This is a genomic window from Microbacterium hominis NBRC 15708 (assembly GCF_001592125.1).
GTDB classification, from domain to species: Bacteria; Actinomycetota; Actinomycetes; order Actinomycetales; family Microbacteriaceae; genus Microbacterium; species Microbacterium hominis.
This window is the reverse complement of sequence record NZ_BCWI01000021.1, coordinates 28,021-45,543: the sequence shown is the minus strand read 5'-3', so window position 1 is coordinate 45,543 and position 17,523 is coordinate 28,021. Positions and strand designations below refer to the sequence as shown.

15 protein-coding genes are annotated in these 17,523 nt (G+C 71.0%); 12 read left to right on the top strand and 3 right to left on the bottom strand.

The genetic code is table 11. The features are described 5' to 3' along the window. The 5 genes from atpA (at position 1) to MHO01S_RS14095 (ending at position 5,170) form a co-directional block, all read left to right on the top strand. A complete protein-coding gene (atpA, locus tag MHO01S_RS14115) occupies positions 1 to 1,641 on the top strand; it encodes a F0F1 ATP synthase subunit alpha (protein WP_061782495.1) in 1,641 nt (546 codons plus the stop codon). 29 nt (positions 1,642 to 1,670) lie between these two features. After that, positions 1,671 to 2,585: a F0F1 ATP synthase subunit gamma gene (locus tag MHO01S_RS14110; RefSeq protein WP_060958889.1), complete on the top strand. Its 915-nt coding sequence runs from the start codon at positions 1,671 to 1,673 to the stop codon at positions 2,583 to 2,585. A gap of 24 nt (positions 2,586 to 2,609) precedes the next feature. Further along, entirely contained in the window at positions 2,610 to 4,064 is a 1,455-nt protein-coding gene (gene atpD / locus MHO01S_RS14105) for a F0F1 ATP synthase subunit beta (protein WP_060958888.1), read from the top strand. Between the two features lies 1 nt (position 4,065). Further along, a complete protein-coding gene (locus MHO01S_RS14100; RefSeq protein WP_060958887.1) occupies positions 4,066 to 4,329 on the top strand; it encodes a F0F1 ATP synthase subunit epsilon in 264 nt (87 codons plus the stop codon). A gap of 88 nt (positions 4,330 to 4,417) precedes the next feature. Next, complete coding sequence (locus tag MHO01S_RS14095; RefSeq protein ID WP_061782494.1) at positions 4,418 to 5,170, top strand: YaaA family protein; 753 nt, start codon at positions 4,418 to 4,420, stop codon at positions 5,168 to 5,170. 14 nt (positions 5,171 to 5,184) lie between these two features. Here the strand turns inward: MHO01S_RS14095 and MHO01S_RS14090 are convergent, their stop codons facing one another. Then, positions 5,185 to 5,655: a DUF4282 domain-containing protein gene (locus MHO01S_RS14090; RefSeq protein ID WP_060958885.1), complete on the bottom strand. Its 471-nt coding sequence runs from the start codon at positions 5,653 to 5,655 to the stop codon at positions 5,185 to 5,187. 177 nt (positions 5,656 to 5,832) lie between these two features. On the opposite strand from MHO01S_RS14090, the gene MHO01S_RS14085 reads away from it, so the two are divergent. The 5 genes from MHO01S_RS14085 to MHO01S_RS14065 all read left to right on the top strand — a co-directional run bounded on the left by MHO01S_RS14085 (position 5,833) and on the right by MHO01S_RS14065 (position 14,163). Next, positions 5,833 to 6,516, top strand: coding sequence for a DUF5684 domain-containing protein (locus MHO01S_RS14085; protein ID WP_060958884.1), 684 nt, complete (start codon positions 5,833 to 5,835; stop codon positions 6,514 to 6,516). 133 nt (positions 6,517 to 6,649) lie between these two features. Next, positions 6,650 to 8,383 carry an ABC transporter ATP-binding protein gene (locus MHO01S_RS14080; RefSeq protein ID WP_061782493.1) on the top strand — a complete coding sequence of 578 codons (1,734 nt, stop codon included), beginning with the start codon at positions 6,650 to 6,652 and terminating at the stop codon, positions 8,381 to 8,383. Between the two features lie 35 nt (positions 8,384 to 8,418). Next, positions 8,419 to 10,368 carry an ABC transporter ATP-binding protein gene (locus MHO01S_RS14075; RefSeq protein ID WP_060958903.1) on the top strand — a complete coding sequence of 650 codons (1,950 nt, stop codon included), beginning with the start codon at positions 8,419 to 8,421 and terminating at the stop codon, positions 10,366 to 10,368. Between the two features lie 21 nt (positions 10,369 to 10,389). Then, entirely contained in the window at positions 10,390 to 11,178 is a 789-nt protein-coding gene (locus MHO01S_RS14070; protein WP_060958882.1) for a PP2C family protein-serine/threonine phosphatase, read from the top strand. Between the two features lie 66 nt (positions 11,179 to 11,244). Then, a complete protein-coding gene (locus MHO01S_RS14065; RefSeq protein ID WP_157553795.1) occupies positions 11,245 to 14,163 on the top strand; it encodes an FtsK/SpoIIIE domain-containing protein in 2,919 nt (972 codons plus the stop codon). On the opposite strand, the gene MHO01S_RS14060 is transcribed toward MHO01S_RS14065, so the two are convergent. After that, complete coding sequence (locus tag MHO01S_RS14060; RefSeq protein ID WP_061782492.1) at positions 14,044 to 15,069, bottom strand: asparaginase; 1,026 nt, start codon at positions 15,067 to 15,069, stop codon at positions 14,044 to 14,046. The genes MHO01S_RS14065 and MHO01S_RS14060 overlap by 120 nt on opposite strands. Before the next feature lie 62 nt (positions 15,070 to 15,131). Here MHO01S_RS14060 and MHO01S_RS14055 point away from each other — a divergent pair, with 62 nt between their 5' ends. Continuing rightward, positions 15,132 to 15,656: an OsmC family protein gene (locus tag MHO01S_RS14055; RefSeq protein ID WP_060960501.1), complete on the top strand. Its 525-nt coding sequence runs from the start codon at positions 15,132 to 15,134 to the stop codon at positions 15,654 to 15,656. On the opposite strand, the gene MHO01S_RS14050 is transcribed toward MHO01S_RS14055, so the two are convergent. After that, the gene (locus MHO01S_RS14050) at positions 15,625 to 16,458 is read right to left on the bottom strand and encodes a lysophospholipid acyltransferase family protein (protein WP_060960507.1); all 834 of its coding nucleotides are present in this window, start codon (positions 16,456 to 16,458) and stop codon (positions 15,625 to 15,627) included. The genes MHO01S_RS14055 and MHO01S_RS14050 overlap by 32 nt on opposite strands. Positions 16,459 to 16,552: 94 nt before the next feature. Between MHO01S_RS14050 and MHO01S_RS14045 the strand changes: the two genes are divergently transcribed. After that, on the top strand, positions 16,553 to 17,509 hold the full coding sequence (locus tag MHO01S_RS14045; RefSeq protein WP_061782506.1) for an FKBP-type peptidyl-prolyl cis-trans isomerase: 957 nt from the start codon (positions 16,553 to 16,555) through the stop codon (positions 17,507 to 17,509). Positions 17,510 to 17,523 lie beyond the last annotated feature (14 nt).

Genomic DNA, 17,523 nt, shown 5'->3' with positions numbered 1-17,523 from the left:
ATGGCAGATCTGACCATCAGCCCCGACGTCATCCGTGACGCGCTGAAAGACTTCGTCGCCGCCTACGAGCCGGCCGGCGCCGCCGCCACCGAGGTGGGCACGGTCGTCGACGCCGCCGACGGCATCGCGCACGTCGAGGGTCTTCCCGGCGTCATGGCGAACGAGCTCGTGCGTTTCGACAACGGCGTGGAGGGCCTCGCGCTGAACCTCGACGAGAACGAGATCGGCGTCGTCGTGCTCGGCGAGTTCTCCGGCATCGAGGCCGGCCAGAAGGTCACCCGTACCGGTGAGGTCCTGTCGGTCGCCGTCGGCGACGGCTACCTCGGCCGCGTCGTCGACCCGCTCGGCAACCCGATCGACGGCCTCGGCGAGATCGCCACCGAGGGGCGCCGCGCCCTCGAGCTGCAGGCGCCCGGCGTCATGCAGCGCAAGAGCGTGCACGAGCCCATGCAGACCGGCATCAAGGCCATCGACGCGATGATCCCCGTCGGCCGCGGTCAGCGTCAGCTCATCATCGGCGACCGTCAGACCGGCAAGACGGCCATCGCGATCGACACGATCATCAACCAGAAGGCCAACTGGGAGTCGGGCGACGTCAACAAGCAGGTCCGCTGCATCTACGTCGCCATCGGTCAGAAGGGCTCCACGATCGCCTCCGTCAAGGGTGCGCTCGAGGACGCCGGTGCCATGGAGTACACGACGATCGTCGCGGCCCCGGCATCCGACCCCGCCGGCTTCAAGTACCTCGCGCCCTACACGGGCTCGGCCATCGGCCAGCACTGGATGTACGGCGGCAAGCACGTCCTGATCATCTTCGACGACCTGTCGAAGCAGGCCGAGGCCTACCGCGCCGTCTCGCTCCTCCTGCGCCGCCCGCCGGGCCGTGAGGCGTACCCCGGCGACGTGTTCTACCTGCACTCGCGTCTGCTGGAGCGTTGCGCGAAGCTGAGCGACGAGCTCGGCGCCGGCTCGATGACGGGTCTTCCGATCATCGAGACGAAGGCCAACGACGTCTCGGCCTACATCCCGACCAACGTGATCTCGATCACCGACGGCCAGATCTTCCTGCAGTCCGACCTGTTCAACGCCAACCAGCGTCCCGCGGTCGACGTGGGCATCTCGGTCTCGCGCGTCGGCGGCGACGCCCAGGTCAAGTCGATCAAGAAGGTCTCGGGAACGCTCAAGCTCGAGCTGGCCCAGTACCGCTCGCTCGAGGCGTTCGCCATGTTCGCCTCCGACCTCGACGCGGCATCGCGCCGTCAGCTCGAGCGCGGTGCGCGTCTGACCGAGCTGCTCAAGCAGCCGCAGTACGACCCGTACCCCGTCGAGGAGCAGGTCGTGTCGATCTGGGCCGGCACCAACGGCAAGCTCGACACGATCGCGGTCGAGGACGTGCTCCGTTTCGAGCGCGACCTGCTCGACTACCTCAAGCGCAACACGACGATCCTCGACACGCTCCGCGACACCAACGTGCTCGACGACGCGACGGTCGCCGAGCTCGAGAAGGTCACCGACGCCTTCATCCTCGAGTTCCAGGGCGGCAAGGGCCAGGCCATCAACAAGCCCGGTCACGAAGAGGTCGCCGCCGCGCACGAGGAGGACGTGAACCAGGAGCAGATCGTCAAGGGCCGCCGCGGCTGACGCCCGGCGCGATCTGAGACAGAGAATCCATGGGAGCACAACTCAGGGTCTACAAGCAGAAGATCTCTTCTGCTCAGACGACCAAGAAGATCACGAAGGCGATGGAGCTCATCGCGGCTTCGCGCATTCAGAAGGCGATGGCGCGCGTGCGCGCCTCCTCGCCCTTCGCGCGCGCCGTGACACGGGCCGTCTCCGCCGTGGCGACGCACTCGAACGTCCAGCATCCCCTCACGACGGAGCGGGAGACGATCCGCCGGTCGGCGGTCGTCATCTTCGCCTCCGACCGAGGGCTCGCCGGTGCCTTCAACTCGCAGATCCTGCGCGAGGGCCTGCAGCTCGGTGAGCTGCTGCGCTCCCAGGGCAAGGAGGTCGAGTACTTCCTCGTCGGACGCAAGGCGGTGGGCTACTTCCAGTTCCGCCGTATGGCGTCGGCCGGCGAGTGGGTCGGCGACACCGACACCCCGCACTTCAACACCGCCGAGCAGATCGCGGGCGCCGTGCTGGACGCCTACGACCGCGGCGGCGAGGAGGAGGGCGGCGTGGACGAGATCCATCTCGTCTTCAACCGCTTCGTCAGCATGATGACCCAGGAGCCGCAGACCGTTCGTCTGCTGCCCCTCGAGGTCGTCGAGGCGGACGAGGTCGTCGAGTCCGCCGGCGCGGGCACCCAGGTCTACCCGCTGTACGAGTTCGAGCCCAGCCCCGAGGTCGTCCTCGACGCGCTGCTGCCGGTGTACGTGCAGAGCCGCGTGTTCAACGCGCTCCTGCAGTCGTCGGCCGCGAAGCACGCCGCGACCCAGAAGGCGATGAAGAGCGCCAGCGACAACGCCGACAAGCTCATCACCGACTACACCCGCCTGCGCAACAACGCGCGTCAGGCCGAGATCACTCAGCAGATCGCCGAGATCGTCGGCGGTGCCGACGCCCTGGCATCCGGCAAATAACGCCCACACCGAAAGAGACAGACAATGACTGCCACCGCCACCGCCGAACAGGCCGAGACGACGGTCGTCGGGCGCGTCGCACGCGTCACCGGCCCGGTCGTCGACATCGAGTTCCCGCACGATGCGATCCCCGACATCTACAACGCGCTGAAGACGACCATCACGATCGGCGACGACGCGACGGAGATCACCCTCGAGGTCGCGCAGCACCTCGGCGACGACCTGGTGCGCGCCATCTCGCTCAAGCCCACCGACGGCATGGTCCGCGGCCAGGAGGTGCGCGACACCGGCGGCCCCATCACGGTCCCGGTCGGCGACGTCACCAAGGGCAAGGTGTTCAACGTCACCGGCGACATCCTGAACCTCGAGCCCGGCGAGACCGTCGAGATCACCGAGCGCTGGGGCATCCACCGCCAGGCGCCGAACTTCGACCAGCTCGAGTCGAAGACCGAGATGTTCGAGACCGGCATCAAGTCCATCGACCTGCTGACGCCCTACGTGCAGGGTGGCAAGATCGGCCTGTTCGGCGGCGCCGGTGTCGGCAAGACCGTCCTCATCCAGGAGATGATCCAGCGCGTCGCGCAGGACCACGGCGGTGTGTCGGTGTTCGCCGGTGTCGGTGAGCGTACCCGTGAGGGCAACGACCTCATCGGCGAGATGGAGGAGGCGGGCGTCTTCGACAAGACCGCGCTCGTCTTCGGCCAGATGGACGAGCCGCCGGGGACGCGTCTTCGCGTCGCGCTGTCGGCGCTGACGATGGCGGAGTACTTCCGCGACGTGCAGAAGCAGGACGTGCTGCTGTTCATCGACAACATCTTCCGCTTCACGCAGGCGGGCTCCGAGGTGTCGACCCTTCTCGGTCGCATGCCGTCGGCCGTGGGCTACCAGCCGAACCTCGCCGACGAGATGGGTGTGCTGCAGGAGCGCATCACCTCCACGCGCGGTCACTCGATCACCTCGCTGCAGGCGATCTACGTGCCGGCCGACGACTACACCGACCCGGCGCCGGCCACGACCTTCGCGCACCTCGACGCGACGACCGAGCTCTCCCGCGAGATCGCGTCGAAGGGCCTCTACCCGGCCATCGACCCGCTGACCTCGACCAGCCGCATCCTGGACCCGCGCTACATCGGCGAGGACCACTACCGGGTGGCGACGGCCGTGAAGCAGATCCTGCAGAAGAACAAGGAGCTGCAGGAGATCATCGCGATCCTCGGTGTCGACGAGCTGTCCGAAGAGGACAAGATCGTCGTCTCGCGTGCCCGCCGCATCCAGCAGTTCCTCTCGCAGAACACCTACATGGCGAAGAAGTTCACCGGTGTCGAGGGCTCCACGGTCCCGATCAAGGAGACCATCGAGTCGTTCGACGCCATCGTCAAGGGCGACTTCGACCACGTGGCCGAGCAGGCCTTCTTCAACGTCGGTGGCATCTCCGACGTCGAGGAGAAGTGGGCGAAGATCCAGAAGGAGAACAGCTGACATGGCGCTGACCGTCACCCTCGTCTCCGCGGAGGAGGAGGTCTGGCACGGCGAGGCGAATCTCGTCGTCGCCAAGACCGTCGAGGGCGAGATCGGCTTCATGACCGGTCACGAGCCCGTGCTCGCGATCCTCGCCGAAGGTCAGGTGCGCATCACGCAGCCCGACGGGACGAAGGTCGTCGCCAGCGCGCAGGATGGATTCCTGTCGATGGAGGGCGACGAGCTCACCATCGTGGCCGGCCACGCCGCACTCGCGTCTCGCTGAAAACCTCGAGAAACCACTTCCCTCTCGACAAACCACCGCTCCGGTGGTTCGTCGGAAGGGGAGTGGTTTCTCACTGTTGGGAGGCGTGATGCTGATCCTGCTGCCGCCGTCGGAGACGAAGCGTCCCGGCGGACGGGCGTCCCGGCCGTTGGATGTCGGGTCGCTGGCCCTGCCCGCGTTGACTGACGCCCGCGAGGCCGTGATCGATGCGCTGATCGCCCTCAGCGCGGACGAGGAGGCGGCGGCCGCCGTGCTCAGACTCTCCGCGCGCCAGCGCGGCGACATCGCCGACAATGCCGCACTGCGCCGCGCGCCGACGATGCCGGCGATCGATCGCTACACGGGCGTCCTCTTCGACGCCCTGGATGCCGCGACGCTGGAGCCCGCGGCGCGCCGCTGGCTCGGCGCGCACGTCCTCATCCACTCCGCGCCGTTCGGCCCGGTCGCCGCGCTCGACGCGATCCCCGCCTACCGTCTCGCCGCGGGCACCGCGCTCCCCGGCATCCCGCCGCTGCGTCGCCACTGGGCCGGCGCCGTGTCGTCCGCGCTGGCGGCCGAGGCTCCCGCGTTCGTCCTCGACCTGCGCTCGGAGGCCTACGCGGCTCTGGGCCCGGTCCCGTCCGGACTCCGCTGCGCCTACCTGCGGGTCGTGACCGTCGGCGACGACGGGACCGCTCGGGCCCTCAACCACTTCAACAAGGCCGGCAAGGGCGCCCTCGTACGCGCCCTCGCCCGGACCCGGCCGCGTATCTCCACGATCGACGCGCTACTGCGCTGGGCGACGGCGAACGACGTCGTCCTGCGCGAGGGTGCGGCGGGCGAGATCGAGCTCGTCGTCTGACCTCCCTCGTGGCGTCAGTCGCGTGAGGTGTTCGCGGCCGTGCGCTCGGTGTTCTCGGCGATCGCGACCAGCGCGACGCCGGCCTCGATGACGAACCGCAGCACGACGACCGCGAGGAACGCGAGCACGGGGACCACGATGAGCGTCGAGAGGATCAGGGCGATGCCGCCGCCCGGGTTCCACCACAGCGAGCCGATTCCCGAGATGATCCCGCCGAGGAAGCTCGCGATGAAGGCGATGCCGATGGCGACCAGCCCCACGAGGTAGAAGACGCTCGCGAGACGGCGGGTGATGAACCGCGTGAACGACAGGTCGAACAGGGCGGAGAGGAAGCCGCGGCCGATGTCGTCGAGATCGCCCACGAGCCGGGGCACCCCCGTGTCGTCGACGCCGGCGATCCCCTCGGCGCGGGGCATCTCGCGGGCGGCCTCCTCTGCGGGTCGCTCGGGCAGGGGCGGCGGTGTGGGTGCGAACGGATCGGTCATGGCGTCTTCCTCCGGATGGCGGTGGGCGGGATGGGGACAGGCTATCGATCGGCGCGACCGCCCCGGGAAGACCCACCGCAACAGACGTCGCGCTCGTCGGGGCACTACCAATACGATGTGAGCCGAGCGGGCCAGGGTGGTCGTGCTCGACGGCGAGACTCGCCGGGGGAGGTTTTCATGGATGACTACTCGGGAGGCAGCGCGGCTGCGGCTGCGGCTGCCCTGATCGCGCTCGCATTCTTCATCTTCATCTTCGCGGTGATCGGCTACGTGATCAGCGCTTTCTTCTTGATGAAGATCTTCGACAAGGCCGGTGTCCAGGGCAAGTGGCGCGCCTGGGTCCCGATCTACAACTTCATGGTGTTCGCCAAGCTCGGCGACGTCAGCCCGTGGGTGATGCTCGGGGCCATCCTGGCGTCGGGCCTGCTGAGCCAGATCCCCGTCCTCGGATGGATCATCGCCCTGCTCCCCATCGTCGTCGGGGCGCTGGCCGCGTGGCGCGTCGGCCTCAAGCTCCAGAAGGAGACCCCCTGGGTCATCCTCTACGTGCTCCTCGGCATCGTCTGGCTCGGCATCCTCGCGTTCGACAAGTCGCGCTGGAACCCGAGCGTCGCACCGGCACCGTGGGCCGCGAACGGCTTCCTCGCCGACCGCACCGTGTGGCAGGGCGTTCCCGTCCAGGCCACCGGCGCCGCTCCGGCCGGGTACCAGCCGCCGGCCTACCAGCCGCCGGCACCGCCCGCGGGATACCAGCCGCCGGCGCCGCCCACGTACCAGCCGCCCGCGGCCACGCAGCCGCCCGCGGCGCCCGAGCCTCCGACGACGGAGCCCCCCGCGGCTCCGGAGCCGCCGCGCTCCTGATCGCACCTTCTCACCTCGACCGCCCGGGTTCGCTCACAGCGCACCCGGGCGGTTGAGCGTGGACGGCGCGCGGGCGTAGCGTCGTCTCGCGCTCATCTCACGCTCATCTCGTGGGGCGCGGGAAGGTGGTGCCGTGCTCGGCAGGATCCTGGTGCGCTACATCGCACCGTCATGGCCGCTGCTCGTGCTGGTCGTCGTCTTCCAGCTCGGCCAGTCGGTCGCCTCGCTGCTGCTGCCCACGCTCAACGCCGACATCATCGACAAAGGTGTCATCACCGGCGACATCGGCTACATCTGGCAGACCGGCGGCGTCATGCTCGGCGTGAGCCTGGTGCAGATCGTGTGCTCGCTCATCGCCGTGTACTTCGGGTCGCGGCTCGCGATGGGACTCGGCCGGGCGCTGCGCGCGGACCTGTTCCATCGCGTGGTGGCCTTCTCGCAGCGGGAGGTGGGCCAGTTCGGCGCGCCGTCGCTGATCACCCGCAACACCAACGACGTGCAGCAGGTGCAGATGCTCGTGCAGATGTCGGCGACGGTCATGGTGGCCGCTCCCATGCTGGCGATCGGCGGCATCGTCATGGCGGTGCGACAGGATGCCGGGCTGTCCTGGCTCGTCGCGGTGTCGGTCCCCGTGCTCCTGGTGATCGTGTCGCTCATCGTGGTGCGGATGGTGCCGGCCTTCACCAAGATGCAGGCCCGCATCGACCGGATCAACCAGATCATGCGCGAGCAGCTCACCGGCATCCGCGTGGTCCGCGCCTTCGTGCGCGAGGACGAGGAGCGCGCCCGGTTCACCCGCGCGAGCGACGACGTCATGGAGACGGCGCTTCGCGCCGGCAACCTGATGGCGCTGATGTTCCCCGCGGTCATGCTCGTGATGAACCTCTCCTCCGTCGCCATCATCTGGTTCGGCGCCGCGGAGGTGCAGGACAACGGCGTGCAGATCGGCACGCTCTTCGCGTTCCTGAGCTACATGATGCAGATCCTCATGGGCGTCATGATGGCGACCTTCATGTTCGTGATGATCCCGCGCGCGGCGGTGTGCGCCGACCGCATCGGCGCCGTGCTGGACACCGAGCCCTCGGTCCGCGCCCCGCAGACGCCGGTGCCGGCCGCGCACGGCGGCGGTCGGGTCGTGTTCGACGACGTGGAGTTCACCTACCCCGGTGCCGAGGCGCCGGTGCTGCAGGGCATCAGCTTCCAGGCCGAACCGGGCACCACCACCGCGATCATCGGCTCGACCGGGTCGGGCAAGTCCACGCTCGTCGGGCTCATCGCGCGCCTCTTCGACGTGACCGGGGGCAGTCTCACGGTCGACGGGGTGGACGTGCGCACGATGGATCCGGACGATCTCTGGGAGCGGGTGGGGCTGGTGCCGCAGCGGGCGTTCCTGTTCGCGGGCACCGTCGCCTCCAACCTCCGCTACGGCGACGAGGACGCCACCGACGACCAGCTGTGGCGGGCGCTGGAGCTCGCCCAGGCGAAGGACTTCGTGACGGCGCTCCCGGGAGGGCTCGAGGCCCAGATCGCGCAGGGCGGCACGAACGTCTCCGGCGGCCAACGTCAACGCCTCGCGATCGCCCGCGCGCTCGCCAAGCAGCCGGAGATCTACATCTTCGACGACTCGTTCTCGGCGCTCGACCTGCAGACCGACGCGGCGCTGCGCCGGGCACTGGACATGCATCTGCCCGGCGCCACGCGCATCGTCGTCGCCCAGCGCGTCTCGACGATCCAGAGCGCCGACCAGATCATCGTCCTCGACCACGGTCGCATGGTCGGCATCGGCGCGCACGAGGAGCTCCTGGAGACCAGCGAGACCTACCGCGAGATCGTCGAGTCGCAGCTCGCCGCGCAGGAGGCATCGTGAGCGGCCCGGGGCCCCGCGGCCCGCGCGGCGGCCCGATGGCCGGGGGCGCGCCGGTGCAGAAGGCGCAGAACTTCGGCCCGAGCGCGCGTCGCCTGCTCGCCACCCTGCGCGTGGACAACGCGAAGCTCGTGGTCGTCCTGATCCTGGGTGTGCTGTCGGTGGGGCTGTCGGTGCTCGGACCGAAGATCCTCGGCGAGGGCACGAACGTCGTGTTCGCCGGATTCATCTCGATGCAGGTGCCGGCCGGGGCGACCAAGCAGCAGGTCATCGACCAGCTCGTCGCCAGCGGCAATCAGCAGCAGGCCGACATGCTCTCCGCGATGGACTTCACGCCCGGCGCCGGCATCGACATGGGCCGGCTCGGCACCATCCTGCTCGCCGTCCTCGCGATCTACGTGTTCGCGGCGGTCTTCAACTGGCTCCAGGCCCGCCTGCTCAACGGCATCGTCCAGCGTGCGATGCACCGGCTGCGTGTCCGCGTGGAGGAGAAGATCCACCGCCTGCCCCTGTCGTACTTCGACGGCGTGCAGCGCGGAGAGCTCCTCAGCCGCGTGACGAACGACGTCGACAACATCGGCCAGACGATGCAGCAGACGCTGTCGCAGGTCATCATGTCGCTGCTCACCGTGGTGGGCGTGCTGGTGATGATGTTCGTGATCTCGCCGCTGCTCGCCGTCATCGCGCTCGTCACGATCCCGCTGACCGTCCTGGTCACCGTGCTCGTGGCCCGCCGTTCGCAGAAGCTCTTCGTGGCCCAGTGGAAGGCCACCGGCATCCTGAACGCACGCGTCGAGGAGACCTTCTCGGGCCATGCCGTCGTGAAGGTCTTCGGGCACCAGCGGGCGGTGGAGCAGGACTTCGCGGTGGAGAACGAGGAGGTGTACCGCGCGAGCTTCGGCGCGCAGTTCCTCTCCGGCGTGATCATGCCCGCGATGATGTTCATCGGCAACCTCGTCTACGTCGGCATCGCCGTCGTCGGCGGTCTCCAGGTGGCCGCGGGACTGCTCTCGATCGGCGATGTGCAGGCCTTCATCCAGTACTCGCGCCAGTTCACCCAGCCGCTCAGCCAGCTGGGGTCGATGGCGAACCTGCTGCAGTCCGGCGTCGCCAGCGCCGAGCGCGTGTTCGAGCTGCTGGACGAGCCCGAGCAGGAGCCCGATCCCGATCCGGCGGCGACCGCGCCCGCCGACGCCGCTCACCTCGAGTTCGACGACGTGAGCTTCCGCTACGTGGCCGACAAGCCGCTCATCGACGGGCTGACCCTCGAGGCGCAGCCGGGCAGCACCGTCGCGATCGTCGGGCCCACGGGTGCGGGCAAGACCACGCTCGTGAACCTCATCATGCGTTTCTACGATGTGGATGCCGGGGCGATCGCGCTCGACGGGGTCGACACCCGGCGGATGACCCGCGACGACCTGCGGGCGCGCACCGGCATGGTGCTCCAGGACACGTGGCTGTTCTCGGGCACCATCCGCGAGAACATCGCGTACGGGCGTCCGGAGGCGTCGGAGGAGGAGATCGTCGCGGCGGCCACGGCCGCCTACGTCGACCGGTTCGTGCACGCCCTGCCGGAGGGCTACGACACGGTGCTGGACGACGAGGCGACGAATCTGTCGGTCGGTGAGCGCCAGCTCATCACGATCGCCCGCGCCTTCCTCGCCGATCCCCGCATCCTCATCCTCGACGAGGCGACCAGCTCGGTCGACACCCGCACCGAGCTGCTCATCCAGCGGGCGATGTCGCGCCTTCGCACCGACCGGACCGCGTTCGTGATCGCGCATCGGCTCTCGACCATCCGCGACGCGGACCTGATCCTCGTGATGGAGGAGGGCTCGATCGTCGAGCAGGGCACCCACGAGCAGCTGCTCGCCGCGCGCGGTGCGTACCGCCGGCTCTATGACGCGCAGTTCGAGGCGCCCGTCGACGACGAGGGGATCGCCGACCTTCCGCCGAGCGGTGCGCCTGTCGGCGGGGTGCGGGGCTGAGGCGTCCACTAGAGTGGGACCGTGCCCGAAGCCGCGACCCATTCGCGCACCATCCCTCTCGCGGACGGTGTGCTCGAACTGCAGTGGTCGGAACTGACCCACCGCGGTCGGCGGCGCGAGGTCAATCAGGATGCGGTCCTCGCCGAGTATCCGCTCTTCGTCGTCGCCGACGGCATGGGCGGGCACATCGGTGGGGAGATCGCCAGCAGCAGCGCGGTCGCGCGCCTGGAGTCGATCGCCGCCAAGGGCGAGGTGACCCCCAAGAGCATCGAGAAGGCGCTCGCACGGGCCGTCGCCGACATCGCCTCGCACCCCGATGCGACCGACGACGGGACGGGCACGACCGTCACCGGCGTGTACCTCGACATCTCGACGCCCGAGCCGACCTGGGTCACCCTCAACATCGGCGACTCCCGGGTCTACCTCTTCCGTGACGGCGGCCTCGCCCAGGTGACGACGGACCACTCCGTCGTGCAGGAGCTCATCGCCGCGGGACGGCTGAGCCCGGAAGAGGCGGAGAACCACCCCTACGGCAATGTGATCACCCGCGCCGTGGGCCCCTCCGACGGCGTCGCGCCCGACTACGTCCGCCTCGAGGTCATCGACGGCGACCGCTTCGTCATCTGCAGCGACGGGCTCACCAAGGAACTCACGGACTACGGCATCCTGCATTTCCTCCTGCAGCACGACGACCCGAGTGCGGCGGCCGACGACATGCTCGAGGCGGCGCTGGAGAACGGCGGCCGCGACAACATCTCGATCATCGTCCTCGACGTCCACCGCACCGGTTCCTCCCCGGCAGCCGACTGACGCCTTCCCTCCACCGATCGTCCGCATCCGCGGTCGGCGCTGTCCACGGGCCGGTTGACTGCCGGCATGAGCGATGTCGCCGCCCGTGAGCACGATCTCCTCCGCCTGCCGTCGGTGCCGCCTCCGCCGGTGCGCGCACCGGTGCCCGTGCTGGCGGCGATCGTCCCGGTCGTCGGCGCACTCGTGCTGTGGCGGGTGACGGGATCGACGTACGCCCTGTGGTTCGCGGCGCTCGGACCGCTGCTGGCCGTCGCCTCCTTCGGTGACGGGCTGCGCGCCGCGCGCCGCGCGCGACACGCGGCCCGTCGCGCCGCACGCGGCGAGCTGACCCGCCTGGGCCGCGAGGTCGAGACGCGCCATGCCGAGGAACATGCGCGCGCGTGGGGCCGCACTCCCGACGTCGCGGCGCTGTGCGGCGACGACGCCGAGATCTGGCGGGCGGTCCCCGGCCGCGAGAGCTGCCTCGTGGTCGGGCGCGGAGCCGGTGTCAGCGGTCTGCGCATCGAGGGCGACGCCGCCGACGAGGCGGCGCGTGCGCTGCGCCGTCGCGCCCGCGAGATCGAGGACGTGCCCGTGACGATCCCGCTGGACGCGGGCATCGCCGTGCGCGGGCCGGCCGTGCTCGCGGCATCCGTGGCCCGGGCGCTGCTGCTGCAGGTGTGCCTGGTCCACCCTCCCGGTCGAGTGCGGGTCGCCGACCCCGTGGCGCTGAGCACGGTCCTCGCGGTCGCCGGCGAGCTGCCCCACGCCCACGCGACGGCGGGGGCGGCCGTCGTGGTGACGGATGCCGCCGCGCGCGTTCCCGCCGGCGCCGACATCCCCATCGTCGTCATCGGTGAAGACGATCCCGTGCCGCCGCGGTGCGCGGCGGTGCTCACGCTCGCCGGGGGAGACCGGGGGCGGCTGGATCACGACGGGAGCACCCGCTCGGTGCAGGTCGAGGCCGTCTCGGCCGCCCAGGCCGCCGAGATCGCGTCGGCGCTCGCGGCGCGGGCGCACGGCCTCGGACACCGCACGGACGAGGCGACGCTCGTCGACGACCTCGCCGTCGACGAGCCCCGTCCGGGCAGCTTGCGCTGTCCGCTGGGAGTGAGCGCGGGCGAGGTCGTCTCCCTCGATCTGGTGACCGACGGTCCGCACGCCGTCGTGATCGGCACGACCGGCAGCGGCAAGAGCGAGCTGCTGTGCACGTGGGCAGCCGGCATGTGCCGGGGCCGTGATGCGACCGAGGTGGCCCTGCTCCTCGTGGACTTCAAGGGAGGGCGCGCATTCGACGCGCTCGCGGCCCTCCCGCACGTGACGGGCGTGCTCACGGATCTCGACGAGCAGGCCGCGGTGCGGGCGGTGGAGAGCCTTCGTGCCGAGATACGGCATCGGGAGCGGACGCTCGCCGCGCACGCGGCGAAGGACATCGACGAGGCGGTCGGTGCCCTCCCGCGCCTCGTCATCGTCGTCGACGAGTACGCGGCCCTCATCAACGCCCATCCCGAGCTGCACGAGCTCTTCGCCGATGTGGCGGCGCGCGGGCGGGCGCTCGGGATGCATCTCGTGCTCGCGTCGCAGCGGGCGACCGGCGCCTTCCGCGACGCCGTCCTGGCCAACGCGCCGCTGCGGATCGCTCTGCGCACCACCGACGCGGCCGACTCCCGCCTCGTCCTCGGCACCGACGACGCGGTGCGGCTGTCGGGGCGCCCGGAGGGGCGGGGGATCGCGCTGATCCGCGGCGCGGCGGACGATGAGCCGCGGCGCCTGCGCGTCGCCCGCTGCACCGCGCGCGCCCTGGAGGCGATCCGGCTCGGGGCGGGAGCGCAGCGTGCGCGGGCGCCCTGGCTTCCGCCGCTCGCGGCATCCGTGCCTCTCGAACGGGTCGCCCGCCCGGGACGGATCGTCCTGGGGCTCGCGGACGAGCCGGACCGGCAGCGTCAGGAAGCGGTGGTCCTCCCCGAGGATGCCGCGGGTCTCGCCGTCGTCGGGGCCGCCGCGAGTGGGCGCACGGGGGTGCTCCGGACGGTCGCGCGCCAGCTTCGCGTCGCTCCGCTGTGGGTTCCGGCGGACGCGGAGGGCGCGTGGGACGCGGTCGACGCTCTGCTGCGCACCGCGACCGGCGGCGCCGTGTTGATCGACGACCTCGACGCCCTCGTCGGCCGGTTCCCCGCGGAGTACGCCGTCGAGTTCGTCGCCCGTCTGGAGCGCATCGTCCGTGACGCGCGCCGGGCGGGCCGGCTCGTCGTCGTCTCCGCGGCCCGGATCTCGGGCCCCTCGGCGCGCATCATCGAGCTCCTCCCGCATCGCGCGCTGCTGTCGCTCGCGACGCGCGCCGACCACGTCGCCGCCGGCGGCGACTCCGCCCATTTCCTTCCCGATCAGCCGGTGGGGCGCGGACGCTGGGGCCGGCTCCTCGTCCAGTTCGCCCACACCGAGGCGCCGGAGATGCCCGCGCCGGGCCCCGCGCCGCCCCTGTGGTCACCGGCGGGCGCCGTCGGCGGTGTCACCGCCGTCGTGGCGGGTCCGGGCGCCGACCCGCGCGGCCTCGCCGCGGCCTGCGCCGCCCGCGGAGCGCGTCTGCTGACCGTCGCCGAGGCGGCCGCATCCGACCTGATCGACCCGGCGGCGGCGCCGCCGGGTGCCCCGCGCGAGACCCTGGTCGTCCACGGCGCCGCCGACGAGTGGCTCGCGCAATGGCGTCTGCTGGCGCGCGTCAGGTCGGCGCACGAGCTGCTGATCGGCGCGGAGTGCCTCCCCGAGTTCCGCGCCGTGACGGGTCGGCGAGAGCTGCCGCCGTTCGCCGCGTCCGCAGCCGGGCGCGCGTGGCGGGTCGTTCCCGGACGGGAGTGCGTGCGGGTCCGCCTGCCGCCGGGGCGCCGATCAGACGGTCGGGCGGATGCGTCCCACCTCGCGGCCCCCGCCGGTGATCTCGAGGGGGAGCTGCGCCATCGTGGCGGCGGCGTCCTCCGCGGTCAGGGCGCCGACGCGGGCGAGCAGTGAGAGGGCCACCGCCGTCGCCACCCGGCCGCTGCCGTCGAGGGTCTTGAGCGCGACGGTCGTGCCGTCGGGAGCCGTCATGATCATGACGCCCTCGGCGCCGCCCTTGGCGAACACTCCGAGGCGCTCGATCGCGATCGTGTCGGGCCGCCCCGGGCCGTCGATCGCCCACGGGTTCTCCCGCACTGCGCGCACGAGCGCGCCGGCCTGGCGATGCAGCGCGAACGGGGATCGCTCCGACGCCGTGCCGATCCGGTGCGCCGCGCGCGCCAGGGCGGTCAGGCTCATGGCGTACACCGGCGCCCCGCACCCGTCGATGGCCATGGTCGACACCTTCGTGCCCGTCAGGCGCTCGATCACCTCACGGATATGCACCTGAAGCGGATGCTGCGGGTCGAGGTAGCTGCCCGGGTCCCACCCGTTCGCGGTGCAGGCCAGCAGCATCGTCGCGTGCTTGCCCGAGCAGTTCATCCGCACCCGTTCGGGCTGGCCGAGCTCGCGCACGAGCTCGTCTCGCGTCGCGGTGTCGCCGGGCCATGCCGGAGGGCATTGCAGGCTGTCCTCGCCGAGGCCGGCCCGTCCCAGGATCTCCCGGACCACCGCGGCGTGCCGGTCGGTGCCGCTGTGGCTCGCCGTCGAAAGCGCGAGCTGCTCGCCCTCGAGCGTCACGCCCGCCGTCAGGCAGCCCAGGGCCTGCAGCGGCTTCATGCTCGAGCGCGGCAGGATGGGCGCCTCGACGTCGCCGAGGCTCAGCCGGACGACGCCTTCCGCGTCGAGCACGATCGCCGCGCCCGCGTGCCGCGACTCGACGAAGCCGCTGCGCTCGACGACGGCGAGCTCGACGGCGTCGCCGACCGCGATGGTTCCGTTGCGCGCGGACGATCGGGCGGAGGCGTGAGGATCTGACACGCAGAAGAGCCTACTTCCCTGCGCGCATCGGCCGCGGCGGTCGCGGATGGCAGACTGGCCGCATGAACGGTGAGCATCGCTACGCGCTGCACAGCAGGTGGACCGGCAACCGGGGCACCGGCACGAGCGGATACCGGGACTACGACCGCTCGGTCACGATCTCGGTCGACGGCAAACCCGCCCTCGACGCCTCGAGCGACCGGCCGTTCCGCGGCGACCCGGCGAAGTGGAACCCCGAGGACCTGCTACTGGCGGCGCTGTCCGAATGCCATTTGCTGTCGTACCTGCACGCGTGCGTCCAGGCCGGCGTCGTCGTCGTGTCCTACGAAGACAGCGCCACCGGCCTGATGACGGAGGACGGCCGCGGCGGGGGGTCGTTCTCCGAGGTGACCCTGCACCCCCGGGTCGAGGTGGCCGCGGCATCCATGGTCGCCGCCGCCGAGGCGGCCCACGCGCAGGCGCGCGAGTGGTGCTTCATCGCGAACTCCGTCAACTTCCCCGTGCGGCACGAGGCCGTGGTCGTCGTCGCGGGTGTCAGCGACGCTCGCGCGGGGGTCAGCGACGCTCGTGGGGAAGGACCTGCTTGAGCCGCTCGACGGGATTCGACGCGGGAGCCTCGTTGTAGGCACCCGCCAGCTCCTGGCCGGAGAGGGCGTGGATGGCCGCCATGATCTCGTCGGTGGCCTGCCGTCGGGCGCGGCCCGAGTCGGCCGAGCCGTGGTGCGACAGATCGAGCGGCTCGCCGAAGCGCACGGTCACCCGCGGCCGCAGACGCGGGAACTTCGCGCCGACCGGCATGATCTCGTTGGTGCCGACGAGGCCGACGGGGATGACGGGCGCTCCGGTCTGCAGGGCGAGGAAGGCGACGCCCGTGCGGCCCTTGTAGAGGCGTCCGTCCAGCGAGCGGGTGCCCTCCGGGTACAGCGCGGTCGACCAGCCCTCCTCGAGCATGCGGCGCTGCTGATCCAGGGCGTCCAGGGCGGCCTGTCCCGCGCCGCGCTGGACGGGGAACGCGCCGACGGCGTAGAAGAACTGCCGCGAGAACCATCCCTTGATCCCGGTGCCGTCGAAGTAGCTCGACTTCGCGAGGAACCGCACCGGGCGTGGGGCGGCCATCGGGATGACGAAGGAGTCGATGAACGACAGGTGGTTGCTCGCGATGATGACCGCGCCCTTGCGGGGGAAGTTCTTGCGGCCCTCGATGCGCGGCCGGTACACGAGGCGGGCGAGCGGCGCCACGACCCAGCGGCCGATGACGTAGGTCGGGCCGATGCCGGTCACGTCGTGGGGGCCCGTCTCGGTCGGCGCCTGTTCGCCGGCGGCGTCGGGGGCGGGCTCGGCGGATGTCACCAGATGAGGGTACTCCCGATCGCATGCCCGATCACGCATGCCCCGCCAGGGCTCGCCGACGATCTCCCAGCGCGCACAGAACAAAGTGCGAGAGGATGGGCGGGTCCCGTCTCCCATCTGTGAGGTCCTCATCGTGCGCCTGCGCCCGCTCGCCGCTCTGTCCATCGCCGCCGTCTCCGCCGTCCTTCTCGTGGGATGCTCCGGTTCGGGCGGCGACGCCGCCACGCAGAGCCCCAGCGCCGACGCTGCGGCCGACCTCTGCTCGGCCCAGGTCGCCGCCGGCACCGCGGTCGACGCGGTCACCGTCAGTGGAGACGCGGGTACGTCTCCGACCCTGTCCTTCACCGCCCCGCTGCAGATCGACAAGCTCGAGGCGAAGACCATCGACAAGGGCACCGGGACCCCCGTCGCCGCGGGCGACTTCATCTCCTACGCGATGACCGCCTACGACGCCGAGACCGGCGAGAAGATGGGCGACATCGGCTACCAGGCCGGTCAGCTGCTGCCCGCCCAGATCTCCGCGTCGAGCCCGCTCGGCCAGGTGCTCGGCTGCGGCGCGCCGGGCGAGCGCGTCGTCGCGACCTTCCCGGCCAGCGAGCAGGGCGCGGCACAGGTCTACGTCGTCGATCTGCTCTCGGTGGTGCCGAGCGCCGCGTGGGGGGCCTCCCAGGAGCCCGTCGCGGGCATGCCCACCGTCGCGCTGGCCGACAACGGCGCCCCCACGATCACGCTGCCCGGCGGGAACCCGCCGGCCGAGACGCAGATCGCGACGCTCAAGAAGGGCGACGGCGCGACCGTGCAGAGCGGCGACCAGGTGCTGGTGCAGTACACCGGCGTGCGCTGGTCGAACGGCGAGACCTTCGACTCCACCTGGGACAAGGGCGGTGTCCCCACGAGCTTCAGCACGACGGGGGTCGTCGAGGGCTTCCGCAAGGCGCTCGAGGGTCAGACCGTCGGCTCGCAGGTGCTGGTCGTGATGACCCCCGCCGACGGGTACGGCGAGGGCGAGATCAACACGACCGACCTGAAGGGCGAGACGCTCGTGTTCGTCGTCGACATCCTCGGCGCGCAGACCTCGCAGAACCAGTAGCCCCGATCGGTCGC